This is a genomic window from Candidatus Solincola tengchongensis (assembly GCF_015711935.1).
Lineage (GTDB): Bacteria > Actinomycetota > Geothermincolia > Geothermincolales > RBG-13-55-18 > Solincola_A > Solincola_A tengchongensis.
The window spans coordinates 62259-83199 of record NZ_JACVJJ010000101.1 but is presented as its reverse complement, the minus strand read 5'-3'; the positions used below and the strand labels follow the sequence as shown (position 1 = coordinate 83199).

Annotated in this window: 20 protein-coding genes, 3 tRNA genes and 2 pseudogenes; 8 read left to right on the top strand and 17 right to left on the bottom strand. The window is 62.0% G+C overall.

The features are described from left to right. Positions 1-1151 (bottom strand): annotated as a pseudogene (locus H7007_RS09845) (hypothetical protein); the annotation flags it as partial. 356 nt (positions 1152-1507) lie between these two features. On the opposite strand from H7007_RS09845, the gene H7007_RS09840 reads away from it, so the two are divergent. Next, entirely contained in the window at positions 1508-1936 is a 429-nt protein-coding gene (locus tag H7007_RS09840; RefSeq protein ID WP_287155063.1) for an FKBP-type peptidyl-prolyl cis-trans isomerase, read from the top strand. Positions 1937-2009: 73 nt separating this feature from the next. Further along, positions 2010-2192, top strand: a complete 183-nt coding sequence (locus H7007_RS09835; protein ID WP_287155062.1) for a hypothetical protein — start codon at positions 2010-2012, stop codon at positions 2190-2192. A gap of 330 nt (positions 2193-2522) precedes the next feature. Here H7007_RS09835 and H7007_RS09830 read toward each other — a convergent pair whose 3' ends face one another. Next, a complete protein-coding gene (locus H7007_RS09830) occupies positions 2523-3791 on the bottom strand; it encodes a glycosyltransferase family 4 protein (RefSeq protein WP_287155061.1) in 1269 nt (422 codons plus the stop codon). Positions 3792-4123: 332 nt separating this feature from the next. Here H7007_RS09830 and H7007_RS13750 point away from each other — a divergent pair. Both H7007_RS13750 and H7007_RS09825 read left to right on the top strand, forming a co-directional pair. Beyond that, positions 4124-4189, top strand: a pseudogene (locus tag H7007_RS13750) (zinc-ribbon domain-containing protein); the annotation flags it as partial. A gap of 174 nt (positions 4190-4363) precedes the next feature. Further along, on the top strand, positions 4364-5224 hold the full coding sequence (locus H7007_RS09825) for a YybH family protein (RefSeq protein ID WP_287155060.1): 861 nt from the start codon (positions 4364-4366) through the stop codon (positions 5222-5224). A gap of 362 nt (positions 5225-5586) precedes the next feature. Here the strand turns inward: H7007_RS09825 and H7007_RS09820 are convergent. The 7 genes from H7007_RS09820 to H7007_RS09790 form a co-directional block, all read right to left on the bottom strand. Continuing rightward, a tRNA-Arg gene (locus H7007_RS09820) sits at positions 5587-5663 on the bottom strand. Positions 5664-5943: 280 nt separating this feature from the next. Continuing rightward, the gene (locus tag H7007_RS09815; protein WP_287155059.1) at positions 5944-6207 is read right to left on the bottom strand and encodes a hypothetical protein; all 264 of its coding nucleotides are present in this window, start codon (positions 6205-6207) and stop codon (positions 5944-5946) included. Between the two features lie 32 nt (positions 6208-6239). Then, entirely contained in the window at positions 6240-6770 is a 531-nt protein-coding gene (locus H7007_RS09810; protein ID WP_287155058.1) for a hypothetical protein, read from the bottom strand. A gap of 234 nt (positions 6771-7004) precedes the next feature. Beyond that, positions 7005-7838 (bottom strand): 4Fe-4S binding protein, encoded by an 834-nt coding sequence (locus tag H7007_RS09805; RefSeq protein ID WP_287155057.1) that lies wholly within the window; start codon positions 7836-7838, stop codon positions 7005-7007. 15 nt (positions 7839-7853) lie between these two features. After that, on the bottom strand, positions 7854-8012 hold the full coding sequence (locus H7007_RS09800; protein WP_287155056.1) for a hypothetical protein: 159 nt from the start codon (positions 8010-8012) through the stop codon (positions 7854-7856). 428 nt (positions 8013-8440) lie between these two features. Continuing rightward, positions 8441-8534 (bottom strand) — tRNA-Ser (locus tag H7007_RS09795). A gap of 150 nt (positions 8535-8684) precedes the next feature. Next, positions 8685-9215 carry a C-GCAxxG-C-C family protein gene (locus tag H7007_RS09790; protein WP_287155055.1) on the bottom strand — a complete coding sequence of 177 codons (531 nt, stop codon included), beginning with the start codon at positions 9213-9215 and terminating at the stop codon, positions 8685-8687. A gap of 328 nt (positions 9216-9543) precedes the next feature. Between H7007_RS09790 and H7007_RS09785 the strand changes: the two genes are divergently transcribed. Beyond that, on the top strand, positions 9544-10494 hold the full coding sequence (locus tag H7007_RS09785; protein WP_287155054.1) for an ROK family protein: 951 nt from the start codon (positions 9544-9546) through the stop codon (positions 10492-10494). A 259-nt stretch (positions 10495-10753) separates the two neighbouring features. On the opposite strand, the gene H7007_RS09780 is transcribed toward H7007_RS09785, so the two are convergent. Both H7007_RS09780 and H7007_RS09775 read right to left on the bottom strand, forming a co-directional pair. Further along, positions 10754-11290: a permease gene (locus H7007_RS09780; protein WP_287155053.1), complete on the bottom strand. Its 537-nt coding sequence runs from the start codon at positions 11288-11290 to the stop codon at positions 10754-10756. Between the two features lie 111 nt (positions 11291-11401). Further along, positions 11402-11884 (bottom strand): hypothetical protein, encoded by a 483-nt coding sequence (locus tag H7007_RS09775; RefSeq protein WP_287155052.1) that lies wholly within the window; start codon positions 11882-11884, stop codon positions 11402-11404. A 335-nt stretch (positions 11885-12219) separates the two neighbouring features. Between H7007_RS09775 and H7007_RS09770 the strand changes: the two genes are divergently transcribed. Next, a complete protein-coding gene (locus H7007_RS09770; protein ID WP_287155051.1) occupies positions 12220-12486 on the top strand; it encodes an SHOCT domain-containing protein in 267 nt (88 codons plus the stop codon). An 88-nt stretch (positions 12487-12574) separates the two neighbouring features. Here H7007_RS09770 and H7007_RS09765 read toward each other — a convergent pair whose 3' ends face one another. The 4 genes from H7007_RS09765 to H7007_RS09750 form a co-directional block, all read right to left on the bottom strand. Continuing rightward, positions 12575-12964 carry a DUF1667 domain-containing protein gene (locus tag H7007_RS09765; protein WP_287155050.1) on the bottom strand — a complete coding sequence of 130 codons (390 nt, stop codon included), beginning with the start codon at positions 12962-12964 and terminating at the stop codon, positions 12575-12577. Beyond that, positions 12961-14250: an NAD(P)/FAD-dependent oxidoreductase gene (locus H7007_RS09760; protein ID WP_287155049.1), complete on the bottom strand. Its 1290-nt coding sequence runs from the start codon at positions 14248-14250 to the stop codon at positions 12961-12963. Before H7007_RS09760 ends, H7007_RS09765 begins: the two co-directional genes overlap by 4 nt. Continuing rightward, positions 14237-15853, bottom strand: coding sequence for an NAD(P)/FAD-dependent oxidoreductase (locus H7007_RS09755; RefSeq protein WP_287155048.1), 1617 nt, complete (start codon positions 15851-15853; stop codon positions 14237-14239). The genes H7007_RS09760 and H7007_RS09755 overlap by 14 nt, the downstream gene beginning before the upstream one ends. A 163-nt stretch (positions 15854-16016) precedes the next feature. Then, the gene (locus H7007_RS09750; protein WP_287155047.1) at positions 16017-16838 is read right to left on the bottom strand and encodes a 4Fe-4S dicluster domain-containing protein; all 822 of its coding nucleotides are present in this window, start codon (positions 16836-16838) and stop codon (positions 16017-16019) included. Positions 16839-17301: 463 nt separating this feature from the next. Between H7007_RS09750 and H7007_RS09745 the strand changes: the two genes are divergently transcribed. Beyond that, on the top strand, positions 17302-18522 hold the full coding sequence (locus H7007_RS09745; RefSeq protein WP_287155046.1) for an outer membrane protein assembly factor BamB family protein: 1221 nt from the start codon (positions 17302-17304) through the stop codon (positions 18520-18522). A gap of 84 nt (positions 18523-18606) precedes the next feature. Continuing rightward, positions 18607-19983, top strand: a complete 1377-nt coding sequence (mptB, locus tag H7007_RS09740; RefSeq protein WP_287155045.1) for a polyprenol phosphomannose-dependent alpha 1,6 mannosyltransferase MptB — start codon at positions 18607-18609, stop codon at positions 19981-19983. Between the two features lie 254 nt (positions 19984-20237). Here mptB and H7007_RS09735 read toward each other — a convergent pair. Further along, a tRNA-Ile gene (locus H7007_RS09735) sits at positions 20238-20314 on the bottom strand. A gap of 111 nt (positions 20315-20425) precedes the next feature. Beyond that, a complete protein-coding gene (locus H7007_RS09730; protein ID WP_287155044.1) occupies positions 20426-20914 on the bottom strand; it encodes a hypothetical protein in 489 nt (162 codons plus the stop codon). Between the last annotated feature and the right edge of the window lie 27 nt (positions 20915-20941).

Sequence of the window (20941 nt, the reverse complement as noted above, 5' to 3'; positions counted from 1 at the left end):
ACGCCGTCCATGAAGGTCTGGAGGTCCCTGGAGTGCATGAAGCGCAGGAGCATCTGGGCCTGACCGGAGAAGGGCACCTCGCGCATGACGGCGCATTCCTCTTCCGGGGCATAATAGGCCATCATCCCCACCGCCTCCAGCAGGGCCATGGATTCGGCGTCGATCAAGGGGAAGGGGAGGATGCGGTTGGAATGGGGGTCGCTGCGCAGCTGCTGCACCAGGGTGGCGTAGTTGTCGGCGGTGATGTCCCTAAGCATATCCTGGATCCCCTGGGGGAGCTGCTGGAGCACGGAGCCGACCATCTCGCTCACAGGGGTAACCGTAGTGTCCAGGCCGAAGAGGCCGGCGCAGTTGTTGAAGCCGGCGTCCTCCAGGGTCTCCTCGTTCCCGTCCAGGTCCCACCCCGCGAACATAGAGGTCATGATGCCGCCCAGGGAATGGCCTCCCACGAAGACCTTCTCCCGGCGCACCTCCGGGTCGGGGACCATGGTCATGACGACCTTGAAGACGTCTTCGGTGGCCAGCTTGAGGCCGAACTCGGAGAGGAAGGGGACGTCGGGGTCGCGGAGCCATCCTCGGAAGGTGCGTCCGTTGACCTCCTTGCCCAGGTAGTAATAGTCGATGGCCTTGCGGGCGGCCTCCTCAACGGTCATCCGGCCGGCCTCTATCTCCTCCTCCAGGAAGTTGGCCACCGAGAGGTCCTCGAGGGTATTGGGCCTCCTCTCCACGGCCCAGACCTCCAGGTTCAAGCCCCGCTGTGTCTTGGCAATATATACCAGCTGACGCCCGAGGTACTCGAACCCGTTTGCTCCCTCCAGGATGCCCGGGAGCATGACCAGCATGGCATCGGTGTTCTCCGGATCGACGAGCTTCGGGTCTTCCGCATGCAGCGTTGAGCCGTCGGCGGGCCTGAAGCGCAGGAAGTGTATGTAGTCGCATTCCGGAGGCGGCTCACCGTTGTCTCGCGGCGCGGGAGAATAGACGGTCTGCTCCTCCACAACCACGGCGGCGTCCACGTCCTCCTCGCTCCAGGCCCTCTCCGCGGGCGGATGGGGATTCTCGGGAACCGGGCCGCCCGGCTGGTAGCAACCGGCACAGATCAAAAGGGCGGCAAAAAAGAACGCGGCGATTACATTGAGGGTTTTTCTCATGGCCTCCCCCTTTCTCGTCCCCCAACCGGCAATCCCTGAATTCCGCGCCCTCTCTCGCTGAAGGTGAACGCGAACTCATTATAATACTTTTCTAAATTATTGTCATCTCTGACACATGTCAAATATGTAATTATTTCAGCGACGCGAGCTCGGCGAGAGAGGCGGGATCCCCCGCAGCTACGGCGGGAATCTCACGGCTTGAAAAAGGTCAAAGCGCGGGGTTTGCCAATCACCCGTGCGGGGTTATATCATAAACCTACAGGTCATATCAGGTTCGTGAGGAAGTTCGATCGGAGGCTCAAGCCCTGGCGGCCTGGGCCTCCTGCGTTTTAGGACGGATAGAAAGGAGACAGCCCATGAAGGTCGGACCCTTCAAGACCGTGGTCCTGCGCTACGAGCTCTTCGACGAGCAGGGAGAGCTCATCGACTCCTCGCCAGAGGGTCACCCCTTCAGCTTCGTGTTCGGCGAAGGGAGCATCATACCCGGCCTGGAGAGGGAACTCGAGGGCATGGAGCCCGGAGAGGCCAAGGAGATTGTGGTCCAGCCCGAGGACGCCTACGGCCCCAAGAACCCCAACCTCATCCAGAAAGTCCCCAGGGAGATGTTCTCCGGCGGGGCGGACCTCGAGGTGGGCATGGCCTACACGGGCAGGACAGACGCGGGAAACGTGGTGAACTTCACGGTCACCGCCATGGACGACCAGAACGTGGAGATCGACCTCAACCATCCCCTGGCGGGAAAGGTGCTCCGCTTCAAAGTGACCATCGAGGACGTCCTGGATTAGAGGCATTCCGCGGCACGGAAAGCGGCCGGTCGGGACGGAAAACCACGGCCGATCGCCGGCGAAGGAGGAAATGATGGGAGAGAGAGTCCCGGCCGGCTCCGGGGAAAGGAACCCGGCCTCGGAACGTGGGGGCGGTGAAACGCGGCACGGACGCGCCAGGGATCCCCGCCTGGAGGCCCTGATATCGGACTGGAAAAGGGGAGAAAAGGACCGCTGGAGAGGCCACGGAAAATCCACGGGCAGACGGAAGCGCTGACCGCCTCCACGCGATAGGTCCCGTCCCATCCCCTTTTAAGAGGCCGTGTGGAGGCGCCACGGTTCCCCGTCGTGCTTCTCTCGAAGACCCTCTCAACCGCCTAATCCGCAAGGCCCGGCGATGCGCAGGTATTGGACATGCCGTGGGTGTACACCCTCGCTGAGGCCCACCGGGAAGCTTGCTTCCCTTTCGGTTGAGCCTAAAGCGTGCGCCTCCTGCCGAACATCCTTACGTGGCCGGGACTCACGGCCCTCCAAAGCGGTGTTGCAGGGTGCCTTACCGGTGGGCGCAAGATGCGGGGGCCGAGCGGATTCTTGCCCCATCCCCGCTTCAACAAGGCGTCTCCTGTTCCCCCAGCCCCAGCAGAGGGAGCAGCTTGCTCTTCCCGATGGCTTTCCAGTGATATTCACGGAAGACGTGCTTGAAATGCTGGAAGGTAGCGTGCGAGGAGAGGAATTCGTGAATGCGTCCGGCAACGGCCCTGGGGTCTTCCTCCAGGTCCACCACGATGGCGTTGCTCGTGGAGCCCAGGACCTCCCGCAGGGTAGGTATGTTGGAACATACGATGGGCATGCGCAAAAGCCCTGCCTCCAGGACGGGTAGCCCGAAGCCCTCGGCATAGCTGGTGAGCATAAGGACATCGGCAAGGGAGTAGATGTCCCGGGTGGCCTTCCAGTCGGCCACTGTGGGGGTCCCGTCGGCCATGCGGTATTCGCCCAGGAAGAGCACGTGCTCGCCCATCCCCAACTCCTCCACTAAACCCTTGAGCCGCTTGAAGTAGTCGCCGGCCTCCTGGTTGTGGGGGTCCACGTAACCGGTGATGATGAGCAGGAGGTCCGGATAATAATATCGGAGGGCCTGGCAGATGCGGACGGTCATTTCCAGGTTCTTCCTGGGAGTGATGCGCACCGGCGATATGACGTTGAGATCCCTCTCGTAGAGAGAAAACTCATCGATTAGCGCCGCAGCCTGGGGGGCGAGGGAGAGGAAATGGGAGAGGTCCACGCCGTTCCTCACCACCTCTATCTCCTCCTCGGGCAAGCCCAGGAGGCGGGAGAACTGCTCGCGCCGGTGCTCGGTTATGGTCACATACCTGGCGCCGGGGACGGGCTCGGTCATCAAGGTATAGGGATACTCTTCATGGGGCACGCGGTAAGCGGGGTCGAAATACGGCGAGTCATGGCACCAGACGACGGACCTCAAAGAGCCCTCCTCCATCAAGGCGCGTAGGGCGGCGGTGGCCACCAGGTTGAAGGGCATGGTCAGCATGTTGTGGACGATGAGGGCCTGGATCCCTGCCAGGAGCTCCCTGATCTTGCCCGAAAGCCGCTCCGTGGCGCGCCGGAACTCATGCCCGGACAGGTTGCGGAACGCCGGGTAGTTGGAGGAAAGCTCCGGGAGGAGAACCGTCTCCACCCCTGTTGCAATCTCCCCGCCAACGCCGACGATCACCCTCACGCGCATTCCACATTCGGCCAGGAAGACGGCCTGGTTGCGGAGGATGGTCTCCACGCCTCCCACCACAGGAGGAGCGCTGTAGTGAACTATGGCCACACCGGGACGATCATCGCCGCCCTCGAACCTCTTTCTCGAACCCATGCCTCAATTATATAGTCGGGTCGTCCGTGCGTACCCCGCTCCCTCGCGAACTATGAGCCGTGTGCATCGGGTAAACAGGCACTGCGGACCGTCCTGGCAGGCGGCTCTGACGGACACCTCGAGCACCCGCTATCCGCGGCGCATCGCGGCCCAAAGTGGTTCTCGCCCCGGCGAACGGCGAACTGGACTACATGCCGTTGCGCGCCGGATTCACCGGAGCTTCGGGGATGGGATAAAATGTAAGAGTTCCGTTGGTTCGCCAGGAAAACGGCACCGCCGCATTCGCCAAGCCTCGCTCGAGTCGCCCGGCAAGGTGAAAGGGGGCAGGAAGGATGTTCTGCGGAAACTGCGGTAAGGAGATCAAGCAAGGAGCGAAATTTTGCGTCTATTGCGGGACGCCGGTGCCTGCGGCTTTCCCTCCCGGTGTGGGTTGGGGGACACCTCCTCCTGCCGGCCGTGTCGCTCCCCCCTCACCTCCGGGACCCGGATCCGCTGCCTCGGCCCATGGCCACGGACCGGCACGACCCCCGGCACCGCCCACCCCCCAACAGAACAAGTCGGCGCTCATATGGTTGCTGGTCATCGTGGGAATTGCCGTCATCTCCATCATCGTGCTCATAGTGCTCTTCCTAATCGCCAGTGAGGGGACGAAAAAAGGCAGGGGGCTCGAGGGCACGGTCGCTGGGGGGTCATCGGAAGAGGATGCCAGGGAGGCGGAGGCCACGGTCAGATCCTTCTCCCAGGCCCTGGCGGCGGGCGACGTCGACGCTCTCATCGAGGCCATGGAACCGGATTACGTTGCCGCCGTGGAGAATGCCCTGGGGAGGGACTACCGGGAGATGCTTTCGGAGTATTACCATCACGTGCTGTTCTGGAACCTGGAGCTGGAAGTCGGCGAGTTGGACGTCGAGGTCTCGGGGGACCGGGCCACGGTTACCGTGGTCGAGGGCGCTTTGAGCCATGCCAACGACGGGGAAACCATCGGAGTGGACGCCTCGGAGGGTGGCACGGAGCCCCTGCGGCTGGTCAAGCGAGGAGGCAAATGGTACATAACGTCGGAGACCCTTGCCCGCTTAGGGCTGTCTATCGAGGACCTCATCGCTTACTTCGGCGGTGCCGATTCCACCGGAGGCCAGGCCGAGAACGGAGAGGGCCTCGCCGACAGTGAAGGGGATTGGCCGCTCGACATGGAGGTTTCCCTCCCCGTCGATTCGGAGGAAGAAGCCGTCGCCCTGGTGCTGCAGGACCCCGTGGTACTCGACTTCTACCTCACCGCGCCCAACGCCCAGATCGAGGTCACCGACGAGGGCTCCTTCTATCTCGTTCACGTCTTCGAGGTGGTGATGCACTCCGCCACGGAGGGACATAACGCCACCTGCGGCTGGTATTCCGTGGACAAGCAAACGGGCGTGGTGGATAACTACATCCTCTGACACCCCGCCTCCAGGTTGCCGATGGTCTTGGGGTCGTTCTTCTCCGCCAATCGGCCGAGAACCCTTCACGCCTATTCTGAGCGCTTGCCCTCTCCGGCAACTCTGCCTCCTCCCCCGCTCACCCCACCCACCAGAGGGCGCGGCGGCCGCAAACAGGAAGGGGCCGGCCTGATGGGGGTTTCCGGGGTTGTCGGAACTTGTGGCTCTCCGGGGGGCCGTTTCACCCGCCAACGCGTATAAGGTCGACCTGAGAGTCACCCCTGGCTGGGCGCCGGAGCCCCATAATCCAGCCGGAAAAACCCCATATTTCAGTCCCATAAAACAAATCGGGCCCGAGCACGCCACTCGGACCCCTTGCTGCCTGGCACGCCCGGAGGGAGTCGAACCCCCAACCTACGGATCCGTAGTCCGTCGCTCTATCCAGTTGAGCTACGGGCGCACATCTCGCGCCTCCCGCCTGGGTGAAGCGCATTTATTATTTTAACTTCTTGGCGCCCCCAAGCCAAGACATCATGGAGAGCACCCCTTTATTTCTGTTGATCCGCTTGCCCTATCGGGACGATAGGGCGGTTTCTCGACCTTTTTCAGCCCGAAAAGCTTCCGCGGAAACGGTTCAGCGTCAAGAGGAGTCCGGCGCTTTTTCCGCGCCCCCCTCCGCATATGCCCCACCGGCAACCTTCGGGAGGTTTATGGATAATGAAACCCGACAGCCGCAAAGCTCAAAGACCCAGCTCGCTCTCGGCGAGCTGGGAATCGGAGAAGTCCTCCGGACTCACAGAGTCCATGGCCCGGTCGAGGTCCTTGAGCAGGGAATCCACATCCGAGCGGTCGGCAACCCCAACCTGTATCCCGCCTTCACTCGAAGGCGCCGGACCCTGACCGCTCTCCTCCTTTCCGCAGGAGGTGGTCGTGAGTGAAGAACCTAAAAGGATGACAGCCGCCAGGACCAGCCCCGCAGGCCTGCTGAGCCTTCCTTCTCTCACCCTCGCACCCCCTTTGCTCATCGCCCCGACGGTCAGGCCGACTCGGGGAGCTGCCCCCTCAACTCCTGGATGTCGGCGCGTATGGTCTGCTGGTAGAAGAGCCGTATCTCCACGGCGTCCTGTCGGACCGCCTGCAGGAGTCGGCGCGCCTCGCGGAGGAGGGAGTAGAAGCTACCCTGCGCCTGCTCGGGGGAGAGGGCGGCGATCTTCTCCAGCTCCTCGATGAATGCCCGATAATCCCGGGCGAACCCCTCGAACATCCCCTCCCAGGTGGCCAGGTCCCGCTCCAGCTTGGAGACATCGTAGCCCTTGGCCTTCATCTTCTCCAGGAATTCCTCCACCGCGGCTTTTACCCGCTCGTACGTCTCTCTGTGCCTCTGCTGGTTGTTGTTGAAGCGGGTGATAATGAGCTCGATACGCTTCTGGACGAACTCCCAGCGCTCCTGCAGGCGTTCCTGCAGACGGCCCTCACCGCCGGACTGGCCCTCCTGGGCCAGAGCGGGTGCAATGGAGATGGTCAGCAACAAGGCCACCATTCCCACCATGATTGACGCCCTTTTCATCCCGCATCCCTCCTCCTTGTATCCTTTTCTCCGACGTTCTCCCGGCTTGTCTTTCGCCCGGCAAGGCCAGGAGGGAGTTCCATCGCCATCCCTGCGCCTCTCCCGGCTCGCTTTTTCTTCCATCCGCTCCGAGCCTGGTCCCCGGCGCTCTTCCCTTTTTTATTTTCGTGCCGCCATATTAAGAAAATGTTAAGCGGCCCTTAAAGTTCCTTCCCCACTCACCTTCCGCCTCCCCTAAAGCGCGCGGAAACCCCCGGTTATTGCCCCGCGAGGACAGGCACGCCGGCATTCCAGGCATCTTATGCACTCCGCCGAATCGGGATTCTCGAAGATGTCGATATCCACCGGGCAGACCTTCCGGCACTTCCCGCAGGTATCGCACTTTTCCCTGTCCACCCGCATGCGGTAGAGGCTGATGCGGTTGCAGGCGCCGAGCATGGCCCCCAGCGGGCAGACCGCCCGGCAGAAGGGCCGTCTTGAGAACATAAACCAGAGGAGGAAAGCGAGCAGGATGGCGATCTTCATCCAGAAAAACCAGCCCGTGGGAGGCAGCGGGTCGCGGGGAGGGACCGCCTTTAAGAACAGGCCCCCTTCCAGGGCACCCATGGGACAGAGGCGGGAAAACCAGCTCTCCGCAGTGAGCAGAGGCACGATCACCGCCAATCCGAGCAGGAAAGCATATCTCCCCCATGCGGCCCGTCGCGGAAGGCGCAATTCGGGCACGGGAACCTTGTATAGCAGGTCCTGGAGGAAGCCGAAGGGGCATATCCACCCGCAGGGCATCCTTCCCACCACCACGCCCACCAACCCCACCGATCCCAGGACGTAGAGCAAGGCTCCCAATCCCCGGGAAACATACCCCTTCACCTTCCCCGAGAGCAGGGAAAAGGAGTGCTGGAGGCTGCCGATAGGACAGGAGAACACGGTAAGAGGGCAGGCATTACAATTCAGGCCCGGGACGCACAGGCCCTTCATGCCGCCCTGATAAATGGAGCGGGAGCCAAAATAGAGGAAATAGGGGTTGAGGGCCAGGAGCGCCGTCAGCTGGGTAATCCTTCTTCCGCGCATCTCGCCTAAAGGGGTTCATATTAGGCCGATGCAGTCCAGGCATATGACCACCGCGTGGGCGTAAACCGTCCGCGGTCCCTCCCAGATTAGGGATAGGCCGATGGCCACGGCGAATACGGCCAGGAGCCACCACGCACGCCTGATACTGCGGCTCTTCTTTCTCGCGTCCTTCAAATCGCCCTCCTCCTCGGGCCTTTTCCGCGAGCCCGATCCCCAGAAAACAGCTGGGCCGTCGTTTAAAGTGTTGCCCATTTGGCGGACCGTGTCGAGCCCCGTAATATCCATATAGTTCGGCGAGTAGTATCACGCCCTTCTCTTATTGAATTTGCCGATATCAGATAGGGCGTTTTCTCGACTCGCTTCAAACACTGAAGCTCCCGCAAAGGGTACCGCACCAGCGCCTACCGGAACGGTGAAGCATCGCGATCCGCCGCCGGCTTTATGATACTAAGCCCTCGCGGGCATCTTCCTTGGCCACGCTTGACCGGAAATCGGGACTCGCCTCCGGGCAACTTCCCCCGCATCGCCTGGATTCCCCGACCGGGCAGGCCGCAACGCGGAAAGGCCCCGGACGTCTCCGGGGCCCATGTCACATGTTTTCCTGGCGGAAGGGGAGGGATTCGAACCCTCGAGGCGGCTTTCGCCACCCACACGATTTCCAGTCGTGCTCCTTAGGCCAGACTCGGACACCCTTCCAGCGTCGTCCCGCTCCGCCTCGGCGTCCTCGAGGCGGCAAAATCTATTATAGATATGAGCACTACGGCTTTCCAGCTAAACTCGAGTTCTCGGCTTTTCGGCTTCGGGCACCTCTCGCCATCTCCCGGAAAAGGGCCCGAGGCGCGCGGCTCAATCTCGTCCCGTCCCCCTGGAGTCCTCCCTGGATCTCTCTTTCTCGATGAGCTCCGCGACCCGGCGCGCCGCGCGCCCTACCACCTCCGAGCAGTGCTCCACCATCCCCGACCGAAAAGCCTCCTGGAGCTCCCGGGGGTCATACATGTTGTATGTGCGGCCCATGAGCCTTTTCTGGATGTCGTAACATCGCGAGCTCCCCCAGGTCTCCACGAAATGATCGTGGAGTTCCTTGCACAGGAGGTAGGAACGCATGGGTTTCATCATGTCCCGGTGGTCCTTGCGTTCCCTCCCGAAGAGCAGGCCCAGGACCATGCAGCCGCCGGTGAGGGCCCCGCAAGAGCCGTCCCCGGTCAAGCCTATGCCGTCCGCAAGGCCGCTTGCCGCTTTGAAAACGCCTTCCTCCTCGATGCCCAGGGCATCCAACAGTCCAGCGACCACAGACTGCGCACATCCGGTGCAGGTAGCCTCGTATTCCTTGGCCAATTGGTATGCCTCCTCGGCAAGGGATACCTTCTTATCTTCCAAGCCCTCCTCCTTCCTCTCACGCACGAACGGAAACACGTACGCCTCGAAACAGACCAAGCGCGGGAATCTATCTGCCCCGGCGCGGACATGAACATTGTAACCCTCCCTCGCGACGGAAGGGGCAGCATTTAAGGAACGCGAGCCGGCCTCTGTCGCGTCCTTTCGCGCCTCCGCGCATCGTCCGATGCCGTTGCTGCCCGACGGCGGCCGCATGGTCGTTCCGGATTTGTTATCCTGACCGCGGGATGTTATAAAGTGATTGTCCCCTCGCGACGAGGACGCCGGCGGAAACTTGATGGTTTTACTGGAAAAAGATGGGAGGTAAGCCTTGGCGGTTCTGGGCATCGACCTCGGCGGGACCAAGACGGCGGGAATCCTATACCATCATGGAGATATAATCGAGCGATACCGGAGCAACACGGACATCTCCTCTTCGGAGACGGTCATCGAGGGGATAAAGGCCACTTGTTCCCGGCTCCTGGAGGCCGCCCGCTCCAGGGGGATCACTGTGGAATCCATCGGATTGGGCATCGCCGGGTTCATAGACTTCGAGCGCGGCGTCGTGACCGACGCCCCCAACCACCCGCTGCACGAAGCCCCCGTGCGCGATATACTCCAAAGCGCCTTCGATCTTCCGGTCATCGTGGATAACGACGCCAACGTTGCTGCTCTGGCCGAGGCCAGGCTGGGGGCCGGAAAGGGTTCGCGCTACCTGGTACACCTCACGCTAGGAACGGGCATCGGCGGAGGCATAGTCATCGACGGCGAGGTATACCGCGGGGCCCAGGGCGCCGCAGCCGAGCTGGGACACATGATAATCGACGAGAACGGGCCGATTTGCAACTGCGGGTCTCGTGGCTGCCTGGAGGCGCTGGCTTCCGGAGTGGCCATTTACAAGCGGGTGGAGGAGCTCTCCTGGACCAAGAAGCGCTCTCCTATGCTGGACGAATTCCGAAGCGACCCCTTGTCCTTCCGGGCCGAGGCCGTGGAGCGCCACGCTGCGGCGGGAGACGAGTACGCCCTGGACATCCTCCGGAACGCGGGGAAACACCTCGGGGTGGGGATAACCTCCATCATCAACATCTTCAACCCGGACGCGGTGACCCTGAGCGGCGGCCTCCTGGGCTGCTTCCGCTTCATGGAGGAGGAGATGCGCCTGACCGTGGACGGCATGGCCATCCCCATAAGCCGCAGGCATGCCCGGATCCTGACCAGCATTCTCGGCGAAGACGGTGGAACCCTGGGCGCGGCCCTCCTGGCATCCTTGCTGCCCGCCTGAGCCCGCGCGGCCAGCCGGCAGCAGACCCCTTCGTGCCCGGGTCGTGGCTTTCACACAAGCAAAGCCCCTTTCCGTGGCCTCGAGGGCAACGGGGTCTCGTGCCGGCTACGGGCATCGTGTAACGAAGTCGGACTCGCGGCGGAGGCGGGCCTGGCCCTGAGGCCGTCTTCCATCGGCACGTCGTGACGGGGTCCGGGTTTTAAGCAATGTGGGCAGGAGGCGGTATAAGCTGCGAGCCGGACACGGTAAGAGTTCCCCCCTAATCTCCCCTTCCACACTCCATCCCGCCGTCCGATACATCAACGCCCTCCGCTTTTACCGCCCTGCCCGAGCGGTAGAGGGCCTCCCCCGCAAGGCCCATGGGTATGACCAGGGCCACGGTCAGGCCCAGCCTGAGGAAGGTGAACTTCCACCCCAGAAACTGCAGTTCCATGAGCTCCAGAGGCAGCTTTATACAGGCCCAGGCGGAGAGAAAGACCATTACGTTGGCCACCCGCGCTCCCTTCTTGAGAAGCATCGCCGCCAGGGGAAAGGCCACGTAGAGCGGGCCCGTGGGGAGGGTACCCAGCAAGATGGAAACGAGGAGTCCGGGCAACCCCGATTCCTCGCCGAGATATCTCACCACTGTCTCGCGCTTCACCCACACGGCGAAGAGCCCCATGAGGATCATGACCGCCGGCAGGATAAAGACCATCTCCTGGAAATACTCCCAGGATATGCGCAGCGCCCGGGATCCCCTGTCCCTGTAGAGCAGGGAGAGGACCGCGAAGGCGGCGATGGACGACGCCAGGAACACCAGATCCCACCTTACCCGTTTCCGCCACGAAACCTCTACGGGTCCCGGCCTCCTCGATCTTCCCCGCCTCTTTTCCATCTTCCTCACCCCGGCCGGCATCTCCCGGTAACGCTAGAGGATGAGCCCCATGATCAGGGCTATGGCCAAGGCCACCAGAAAGCTCAGGCCGTTGCGCAAGAGGGCGAAACGCCTGTCGAGTTCCCTTATCTCCAGAGGAAGGAAGACGAAGCCGATCATGGTCAGGGTGGTGATGAAGGCGGCCATGGACATCAACCCGGCCCCCATGTCCAGGAGGGACTTGGCCAGCGGGAAGGCGATGAGGGCGGGGATGAAGAGTACCGATCCCAGCGCGGCGGCGATGAGCAAGCCCAGTGCGCCCTTCTCGCTCCCTATGGTGGAAGCTATCCATTTAGCGGGAATGAACCCGACGATCAGGCCTATCACGGCTATGACGGCCAGGACGCTCGGGCCCATGCGCTTTACCGCGTTCAAGGCTATACGCAGCGCAGATGCAGTCTTCTCGCGGTCCTTGAGCAGGGAGGCCAGCAGGCAGGCCCCCACCAGGGAATCTATCACGATCGCCGTAAGAGACATCCGGAACACCTCCACGCGGACGGCGTAAAAAGCCTTCCCTACCAGCTGAAACCTCCCTCACGGGAAATCCTCCGGCGCGGTCGGGATTTCCTTATTCACATGTATATCACATCTATATGTTATTAGCATATAGTCTTTATGTCAACATCTTTTTCCGGCCCCCGCAGGTTGACGGGCATCAACCTCCATATGCTGCACGGAGCATTCATAATGCCCCCTCATAGCGTATTCATTCATAGAAAAGCGACGGAAGGCGGGCGGATGGGGTGCCAGCTGGCACCTTGGAGGCCGCTCTGCACGACTAGACATGGCACGAAAGGAGGTCGTGAGGACACATGGGTCTTTTGGCGGAATGCTGGGAAGGGTTCGCCCACTGGGGCACAGGAGGTTGGATCTGGATGGGAATAATGATGGTCGCCGGATTGGTCCTGTTGGCGGTTTTAATCTATGCCGCTTTCCGGGGCTTGTCCCACTACACTGCCGTTACCGGTCCGGGCGGAGCGGTCCGCGAAACGCCGCTGGACATCGCCCGCAGAAGGTATGCGGCCGGCGAGATCTCGCCTGAGGAGTTCGAGCGTCTTAAGGCCGATTTGGGCGGATAAGAGTGCGCGGATGCGCGGATGAGGGCAGGGGCTGAGTCGTGCGCCGGAAGCGCTGAGTCGTGCGCCGGAAGTAGAGCCTCGCCGCGACTCAGCCCTCCTCGTCGGCTCGGCTCCGGGGATCCAGACGCCTCGCGGCAATGATGTCAGCGCCTGTGCCAAGAAGGTCACGGTAGATTACCTGGCCGTCCCGTACCGGCGCATCGACCTCCACGTCGGCAAGGGCTTTCACGGCTTCCCTGACCAGGGATTTCGGTATGGGCCGGGTGGAGACCACCGGAAGCTGTGGGATGACGCCGTTCCGCACCCTGACCGTGGTGGTCACCGTCCGGCGGGGATTCCTGAACTCCTCCTCCGCATAGCGCCTCCCGACCTCGCACTCATGCCCGGTGACCTCCAGGACCTCTCCGTCCTCCTCCGTCAGCTCCAGCGCGCAGCTGAGCGGGCAGTTTATGCAGGTGAAGGCGTGCTTTCTCCTCATCCTTGCCGCCCCTTTGTCTCCTCCTCCGGCACCACTTGCACATCGAGCTCTCCCCGCGCGAGGGCCTCCTTCAACCTCTCCGGGTCAGCCTTCAACCTCACCATCTCCGGAGGCCGTACCATCCTGATCTTTCTTTCCGCCAGGAGCAGGTCGCCGGATGACAACCGTGCCCTCACCGCCCTTTCCGGACGGCTGACCCGGAAGTAAAAGTGAGCCTCCTCACCATACTCCCTCAGCAGTTGGGGAACCACGAACTTCACGTTCCGGCCCGGACGGACGCGAAGGCATTCTCCCCTCTTCCTTATCCCCTGCAGGACGTATTCCGCCGCCGACCGCCCTGCCGTCTCCGCGGTATGGGTCACGTAATCCACCAGGTCGAAGACGTTCATCACGTTCCCGCAGGCGAAGATGCCTTCCACCGAGGTCTCCATGCGCTCGTCCACCACCGGTCCGCCGGTGGCCGGATCGAGTGGGATGCCCGCCCTCTTGGAGAGCTCGTTTTCGGGAATGAGGCCCACAGAAAGCACAAGGGTGTCGCAAGGGACCAGCCTCTCCGTGCCCGGCACCGGCTTCAGGTTCTCGTCCACCCGGGACACGGTCACCGCTTCCACTCTCTTCCTGCCGTGGATGAAGGTCACGGTGTGAGACAGATGCAGGGGTATGTCGTAATCGTGCAGGCACTGCACCAGGTTGCGGGTCAAGCCCCCGGGGTGGTCCATGATCTCGTAGACCCCTTCCACCTCCGCGCCCTCCAGGGTGAAGCGGCGGGCCATTATAAGACCGATATCCCCTGAGCCCAGGATGACCACCCGGCGGCCGGGCATGAGGCCCTCGATGTTGATATCCCTCTGGGCGGCCCCGGCGCAGACCACCCCCGCGGGGCGGTAGCCGGGGATGAGTATCTGGTGTCGGGTCCTCTCCCGACAGCCCATGGCCAGGATAACCGCTTTGGGCCTTATCTCCATAACGCCGTCACGGGAATTGACGGCGGTGAGGCTGCGGTCCGGCCTCAGGTCGAGGACCATGGTGTTCAGCTTCACCTCCACGTCGGACTTCTCCAGACGGTCGATGTAGCGCTGCGCGTATTGTGGGCCGGTGAGGGTCTCGCCGAAGACGATGGACCCGAAACCGTCATGTATGCACTGGGGAAGGATGCCCCCCAGTTCCACGTCGCGCTCGATGAGCATCACGTCCTTCAGCCCGGCATCGCAGGCCGCCAGGGCTGCCCCCAGGCCCGCCGGCCCGGCTCCTATAACCACCAGGTCCGGTCTCCTAACCCTGACCATGCCCGCTCCTCTCCGCTCGCAGAAAATCCTTGGTCTCCGCCAGATAAACGGGCGAGCCTTCGCCGCTCTTGGTGATCTCGGTGACCGGTCGCCCCAACTCCCGGGCCAGGATGGCGGCCACACGGTGTCCGCAGAAACCGCCCTGACAGCGCCCCATTCCCGTCCTGGTGCGCCTCTTTACGCCGTCCATGTCCGTGGCGGGGATGAGGGAATGTATGGCCGCCAGCACTTCCGCCTCGGTCACGTACTCGCACCTGCAGATGATGTTCCCCCAACGGGGGTCCTTCCTGATAAGCGCGTCCCGTTCCTGGTCGTCAAGTTCGGCGAAACGGGGGGTCGCCGGCCTCACGTGACGGAAGTCCGGCCGGGGCTCGCGGGGTATCCCAAGCTCGTGGAGGAAGCCCATCACCATCTCCACGATGGCCGGGGCGGAGGCCAAGCCCGGGGACTGAATCCCGGCTACGTTCACGAAACCTTTCACGCGGTTCGAGGCCTCGATCACGAAGTCCTCCTCGTAGGTGGGGGCTCGTACTCCGCTGAAAGCCGAGATGACAGCATCTTTGGGAAAATCTGGTAGAAGATAATGGAAGCGCTCGAAGATCTCCTCTATCTCCTCCGCCGAGATGGAGGTATCGTACTTGTCGTCCACCTCGACCGCCGTGGGGCCCAGCTGGAGATTGCCCTCCACGGTGGGCATCGCCCCGCCTCCCTTGGAGCGCTCCTTCTTCATCCCCGGCATCCTGAATAGGGCCACGCTGGAGCGCACGTATTCGCTGGTCACCTGGCGGTCGAAGAGCAGGGTGGCGCCCTTGCGCGGGTGGATGCGGAAGCCGCCCGCCCCGGCCATCTCCGCCACCTCGTCGGCGAAGACACCCGCGGCGTTTATCACCAGAGGGGTAGCTATCTCGCCCCGGCTGGTGATTACCCCCCTCACTTCGTCGCCCTCGACCCGGAAGCCGGTCACCTCTGTATTGAGGAGGAACCGGGCCCCGTTCATCACCGCGTGCTCCGCCAAGGCGATGGTCAGTTTATAGGGGCAGACCAGCCCATAGTTGGGGTCGAAAACGCCGGAAACGGCCTCCGGGGTTACATTGGGCTCCTTTTTCAGCACCTCCTCGCGGCTAAGGATCCGGAGCCCCCTGATGCCTGCCGCTTCCCCGTAGGCAACGATGCCTTCCGGTATCTTCACCCTCAGAAGCTCGTCGAGCTGCTGGGGGTTCATTGATTCCGCCACCTCGGGTGGGACGGAGCGCGGGGTGACCACGATGAGCAATCCCTGCCGCTTGAACTCCACGCCCAGGCCCTGGACGAACCCCTCGTACATGTGGTTGCCGCGAACGTTCAATCTCTGCTTGAGGGTCCCGGCCTCCTCGCCTATCCCCGAGTGCACCTCAGCGTTGTTGGCCTTGCTGGCCCCGCAGGCCACGTCGTTCTCCTTGTCCAGCACCACGACATCCGGCGTGTAGCGGGTTATCTCTCGCGCCACCGCGCACCCAATGACCCCCGCCCCCACCACGACCGCCTGCGCCCTGGCCGGCAATCGCGGCTCAAGCTTCTCCCTAATGGGCTCACGGTCCATCTCGTCCGGCTTTCCTCCTCGCATCTGTCGCGCCTAACTCGCGGCTCAAGCCGCATGAGCGCGGATCAGTCTTCCCGTGTTTTGTTCCGTTTCAGGCAGGAGGCCAGGGTATGCCTCTCGGCCGTGCGTCAATGGCCGGCAACCGGCCATCCCATTCTATACACGAGCCCAGAGGTTCGCCAACACCTCAGCGAGGCCGCATGGTGTTGGCCTGGTTGGGGCAGAATCTCACACAGAGTCCGCATCCCTGGCAATCGGCGACCCTCGCCTTTCCCTCCATCAGGGACCTTTCTCCGAAGGCGCAGATCTCCACGCAGGTCCCGCACCCCCGGCATTTCTCCAGGTCCACCTCGGAGCGATATTTTGATGGAATATAATGGTAGCCATCTTCCTTGAAGGTACGGTACCCGATTATGGGCAGGCAGGAACAGGCGCAGCAGTTGCAGATGACGAAATAGTTGGCGCTTCCACGGAAATACATGTGGCGGTCGAGCATCTGAACCAGGCCCTTCTCGTTGCTCTCCCGCACGATGCGCAGGGCCTCCTCCTTGTCGATGGGTCGATAGTCCCGGGGGAACAGCTCCAGCCATATGGGGGCGCCGGTGAGGATGATGATGTCCGTTTCCAGGGGGTGGTCGCAGGCTTTTGTGGCCAACCGGCAGCGGCAGGGCCCGACGGCGATGCGGCCGTCATCCGGGAGCTTCCGGATGAAATCCTCCATCTCCCCCAAGGTCATCACCTGGCTGACAATGGCCCTCTCGGCCATGAACTTGGCCAGGGCGTAATAGAAGAACTTCCTAACCGGGGGCCGGGACATGAAGTCGCGGTTGAGCAGCCAGTAGAAAAAGGCCAGTAGCTGCACCTCGAACCGGGCGTAGAACTTTAGCATGCGCTGCCGAAGCTCGCTTTCTTCGGCGATGAAGACATCGCCCCAGTGAGCCGGGGCCGCCAGCCACAGGACAATCGCCGCTCCCATGAACATTCCCATTGGTGTGTACTTCCTCTTCATGGCCTAAGCTTCCCCCCTTCACGAATCTCCCCTGGGCCGGCACGAGGCCGTCCTCGCGATCGCCGCTTCCCAATGCCGATGCCCACGCCACTTCTTCCCCACATCCGTCCCGGTCGCAACTAAAGCATATCATCGCTCATGGTGTTAACGCTCCCGCGGCACATCCTCTGGAGACACTCCTTGCCGATAGCCTCGACTGCCGCAAGGCGGGAGTTTCCCCTATTCTCCCGCCACAATTCTCCGCCCTGAGGCGCGGCAACGAGCGCGCGCCCGCGTCTGCGCTCCTCAGGACCAGGACACGCGCTCCATAACCCCCATCCTCGAAGGCGCGCGGTAAGCATTGAAAGGAGGGTGGCAAAACTATAGATTAGAGGGGGCAGCGTGGGGTTTCGAGCATGTAGCGGGGTGCAGCGTATGTATCGCGGCACGTGGATCCGGCGCGCCCCCAAGGAGGAGAGAGGACATGGAACAGCGCTGGGTGGCATGGTTCAAATTGTTCCTGGTCGCTTTCTTCCTTGCCTTCGCAGGCTCCTTCGTGGCCCTCACGGTAAGGGGGGCAAAGCAAGCAGGGGCTGTTTCTTCCTGGCCGGACTCCGAGCCGCAGGCGAGCCCTTTCCCCGCCCCCCGAGCCTCCATCCCCGAATTGCTGCGCCGGCTCGACAGACTGGAGGTCCTCCGCCTGCGACCATCCTGGGAGGTGGAGGTGGGAAGTGGTCAGGCCCTGCTTTCCCTGGAAGGCGACAGGTTATACGTGGCCTCCTCGACGGATTCATCGGGGAGCTCGCTCTACTGCCTGGACGCACGCTCGGGGGCAGTCCTCTGGAGCCGCACGCTGGACGCTTGGATATCCTCTCCTCCCAGCCCCTGGAAAGAGGTCGTTTACGTGGGGACGACCTCACATGTCCTGCACGCCGTCGACGCACAAAGCGGCAACGAGCTGTGGTCCTTCACCGCCCAGGGGGAAATACTCACCCGACCTTTGGCGGACGACGGCTTGCTGCTCTTTTTCGCCGACAATAACGCGGTTTTTGGGCTCTCCAACAGACTCTACGCCCTGGATCCGGGAAGCGGGGCCCTCCTGTGGTCCTATGACACCGAGAGCTGGACGCCGTCTCCTCCCGCCACCGGGCAAGGTCTGATCTTCACCGCAGGCTCCAAGTCCACCGTCCTGGCCCTGGACAGGAACACCGGTCGGGAGGTGTGGGTCAAGCCGGTGGACAGCGCGGTTTTCTCCTCCCCCCTGCTCGCCGGTGACCGTTTGTATGTGGCCACCGTCGACGGGCGCATGTATGCCCTGGACATTCGAACCGGCGAGAGGTTGTGGGAGGTGGGGATGTATCACTTCACTCCCTCTTTCTCCCGCACGGCAAAGGGTAACGTCCTACTGGACCGCTGCCCGGACCGCGTGTTGGCCCTGTCCATGGAAGACGGCCGTATACGGTGGGGCCTGGGCGGCAATCCTCTGCTCGCGGCCGGACCGCAATCCCCTGAGGTCGTTTACGTATATTTCCCGGAAGGCAGGCTTCTTGAGCTGGACGCGGATACGGGAAGATGTCTTCGCATCTACGTTTTCGGGTTCGACTTTTCACAACGACCCTACGTGAGCGGTGGATGGGTGTATTGTGTTTCCTCGGACGGAAAGATACGCGCCTGCCTTCTTCCCCAAGCATCCACCGCGGATTGAAGGGCGGGCCGGTCGGAGCAAGCCATGAAGACGAAGGCGACGAAAGGGCCCTCCGTAGGGGCAAAGGGTCGCCCCTCGGGGGTTTTGAGGTCCGAATTGGCTTACCTGGGGATGTTGTGCCTCACCCTTTTTCTCTACATGACCCTGGCGCTATCCTCCCTGGCACCCAACGGGGTCATCGGAAAGATGTCCACCACACATATGGCGGCACAGAGGAATGTCTTCCTCCGCCAACTCCTGGAGATATGCGGCTTCCAGAACGCCAGCCCTCTCGGGCTGCGGATCTTTCTCTACGTCGTCCTACTGCTCCTTGTGATCTGCTATTTCTGGGCGGTCCATATCTTTCTGCGCCGTCCCCGCGGATTGCCCTCTATCCTCTCGGTCTGGTTTGTCCTGAACATCATCCTCCTCATCGTCCCGCCGCTCCTCAGCCGCGACGTGTTCTCGTATATGTTCTACGGGAAGATAGCGACCGCTTACGGCCGTAACCCGTACCTGGTCACCCCCCAGCGTTTTTCCGCCGACCCTCTCTTCCCGCTCACCAGTCTTTACTGGAAGAACACCCCCGTGGTCTACGGCCCCCTTTTTACGTTGCTCTCCATGCTTCTCATGCGTCTTTCCGGAAACCAGATAACCCTGGGGGTTTACCTCTTCAAATCCACCGCCGCCCTCTTCAATCTGGCCTGCGTTCTCCTCATCTGGTATATCCTGGGGAAATATTCCCCACGACGCCGTGCCTTCGGGACTATGCTCTACGCATGGAACCCGCTGCTCCTCATCCATTCTACGGGAGGCGCGCACAATGACGTCATCATGGCCGCTCTGGCCCTGGCCGCTCTGGCCCTGCTCATGCAAGGACGAAGGCGATTCGGGTTCTTTCTTCTGTGCCTCTCGTTCATGATCAAGTACATCACCCTGATCCTCATGGCCGCCTACCTGGTCTATCTCTTTCGAAAGCGAGAGAATATCAGGGGCTGGCTCAGGGACGTGTGCGTCCTGGCGCTCATCTTCCTGGCCGTCTTCGCGGCCTTTTACGCCCCCTTCTGGCAGGGGCTCAGGACCCTCTCCCCCATACTGGAGAACCTGAAGCTGCGCAATTACAATCTGCCGGCCGGATGGCTCCTGGCGGCCACGGGAGGCCTGCTGGGCCTGGTTCTCCGCCTGAACATGCGGGTGGCCTTTTCGGTGGCCTCGGTCCTCTGTTCCCTGTTCCTCAACGCCGTCTTTCTGGTCGCCTTCGCGCATTTCTCTCGTCGCTGCCGCTCGGAGCGTGACTTCCCGGAGTGCTGGTTCCTTGTGACCCTGGCCTTTATCCTCACCCGCACCTACTTTCTTTCCTGGTATCTTTTCTGGGTCTTCCCCTTCCTCTGCCTCCGGCGTTGGGACGGGCTCTCCCGCTTCACTCTCACCGCCGGAACCCTGACCCTTTATTTCGCTGACCTCATGCCCTACTCGGCGTGAAGCCCAACAAGGGGGCTAGAGCCGCGCGACGTCCGTTTACCTCTCTCGCCTCCGCTGGGCGCGATTCCCCTCCGGGGTGACCGCCAAGAGGGGGGAGGCGGCGAGAAGATTTGCGCGTTTCCCCCATGGCAGGGGATTGGCAGGCAACGAAACGCCCGATGGAGGCTGCGCGCTGCGCTTCTGACCGAACGCCGGGTGATGCAGCGCTTTGCGGCGATAAAAAGAAGGCCTTCTCGGCCTTCGGCATGAATCACTGGTGGGCCTAACTGGATTCGAACCAGTGACCTCACCCTTATCAGGGGTGCGCTCTAACCTGCTGAGCTATAGGCCCTTGCATCCATAGATTATAACCACGCTTCGCCCCCAACACAAGAAAGGGCTTTATGCACAATTTCAACAACATGTTGTGGATATCTCTATACTTCACCACCATATATTGTATTCATTCCTCGAGGGTCACGCCTTCCGGAACGCGGAAGTTATCCTCCGACACCTCCCCTACCCGGCGGTATTCCCATTCAAGCCTCTTTATCTTGCCTCCCGGCCCGATCACCTCCCACGTGGAGGGAAGATGCCCGGGCCCGTCCAGATATGCGGTTACGGTGCGCCCATCTTGCGTTTCCATGTGGAACTCCCCTCGCTCCCAATAAGAAGGAAGCTCGAAGTAGGGTTTCATCACCTGGGACGGAAGGAACCCGGACCTCTTGGATGCCTCTTCAAGGTCTATCTCGCTATAGGTCCTGCGCTGGAGGTTGACCATCCAACCCCTCCCCTCCTCACGGTTATAGATCACCACTCGCGGTATCCCTTCCAGGACCACCCGGAAGGAGCCCCCTTTATAGATCCCCACCCCAAGAACTTTCTCGTCGTCCATGGCCTTGACCTGATAGCTCCCCTCCAGGGTGCTGCGTTTCCCCTCCTCTTGGGGCACTCCCTTTATGTCCCCTCCTCCACACCC

Excerpts from the sequence above, each read along its gene's own strand:
- H7007_RS09745 (WP_287155046.1), top strand. The coding sequence starts at position 17,302 with ATGGAACAGCGCTGGGTGGCATGGTTCAAATTGTTCCTGGTCGCTTTC.
- H7007_RS09835 (WP_287155062.1), top strand. The coding sequence starts at position 2,010 with ATGGGAGAGAGAGTCCCGGCCGGCTCCGGGGAAAGGAACCCGGCCTCG.
- H7007_RS09755 (WP_287155048.1), bottom strand. The coding sequence starts at position 15,853 with ATGCGAGGAGGAAAGCCGGACGAGATGGACCGTGAGCCCATTAGGGAG.
- H7007_RS09840 (WP_287155063.1), top strand. The coding sequence starts at position 1,508 with ATGAAGGTCGGACCCTTCAAGACCGTGGTCCTGCGCTACGAGCTCTTC.
- H7007_RS09810 (WP_287155058.1), bottom strand. The coding sequence starts at position 6,770 with ATGAAAAGGGCGTCAATCATGGTGGGAATGGTGGCCTTGTTGCTGACC.
- H7007_RS09765 (WP_287155050.1), bottom strand. The coding sequence starts at position 12,964 with ATGAGGAGAAAGCACGCCTTCACCTGCATAAACTGCCCGCTCAGCTGC.
- H7007_RS09775 (WP_287155052.1), bottom strand. The coding sequence starts at position 11,884 with ATGTCTCTTACGGCGATCGTGATAGATTCCCTGGTGGGGGCCTGCCTG.
- H7007_RS09830 (WP_287155061.1), bottom strand. The coding sequence starts at position 3,791 with ATGGGTTCGAGAAAGAGGTTCGAGGGCGGCGATGATCGTCCCGGTGTG.
- H7007_RS09770 (WP_287155051.1), top strand. The coding sequence starts at position 12,220 with ATGGGTCTTTTGGCGGAATGCTGGGAAGGGTTCGCCCACTGGGGCACA.
- H7007_RS09805 (WP_287155057.1), bottom strand. The coding sequence starts at position 7,838 with ATGCGCGGAAGAAGGATTACCCAGCTGACGGCGCTCCTGGCCCTCAAC.
- H7007_RS09760 (WP_287155049.1), bottom strand. The coding sequence starts at position 14,250 with ATGGTCAGGGTTAGGAGACCGGACCTGGTGGTTATAGGAGCCGGGCCG.
- H7007_RS09750 (WP_287155047.1), bottom strand. The coding sequence starts at position 16,838 with ATGAAGAGGAAGTACACACCAATGGGAATGTTCATGGGAGCGGCGATT.